Below are 664 nucleotides of genomic sequence, written 5' to 3'. Positions count from 1 at the left end.
CCAAAGGCCGAGTCGATTTTGGGGACTGGGATGTCCCAAAATCTTTCACGAGGCCGAAGACACGCTTGCAACAGGATCTGGCCTTCGGGTACCCGGACATGCGATGATGCGTTCCCTGCCTACTCAACAGGCATGGGCCGCGGATTTTGCGGAAATCCGGACGTTTTTCAACAGCCTGTGATTCATTCGGCAGGAAAACAGGCCCCGCGTTTGTCTTGGTCTGGATGCTGGCGACAGCGCAAAAGGAAAGGGTATTTCAGGTGAGAGAATGACAAAAGAAAACGACATCGAACAACGCCTGCTCACCAAACTGCAAGACCTCAAATACACCTGCCGCCCGGATATCCGCGACCGTGAGGCGCTGGAGCAGAACTTCCGCGAAAAATTCGAAGCGCTCAACTGCGTCACCCTCACCGATGCCGAATTTGCCCGCCTGCTGGAGGGCATTATCAGCCCCGACACCTTCGCCTGCGCCGAGACCCTGCGCCACCCCAATACCTTCGAGCGGGAGGACGGCACGCCACTGCACTATCAACTGGTCAACCTCAAGGACTGGTGCAAGAACAGTTTCGAAGTGGTCAACCAGCTGCGCATCAACACCAAAAGCAGTTTTCAGCGCTATGATGTCATCCTGCTGCTCAATGGCCTGCCCCTGGTGCAGATC

The 664-nt window shown here is 56.0% G+C and carries 1 protein-coding gene; it reads left to right on the top strand.

Going from position 1 to position 664, the window contains the following annotated elements; all coding sequences use genetic code 11:
- Positions 1–268: 268 nt before the first annotated feature.
- Positions 269–664 (top strand): type I restriction endonuclease (locus ACOCD2_RS24425; RefSeq protein WP_419626313.1); only part of this gene is annotated, 396 nt, incomplete at its 3' end.

Origin of the sequence: Thiolapillus sp. (assembly GCF_048562965.1) — a bacterium.
In the GTDB taxonomy this organism is placed as follows: domain Bacteria; phylum Pseudomonadota; class Gammaproteobacteria; order Chromatiales; family Chromatiaceae; genus Thiolapillus; species Thiolapillus brandeum_A.
This window is presented reverse-complemented; position numbering and strand designations above follow the sequence as displayed.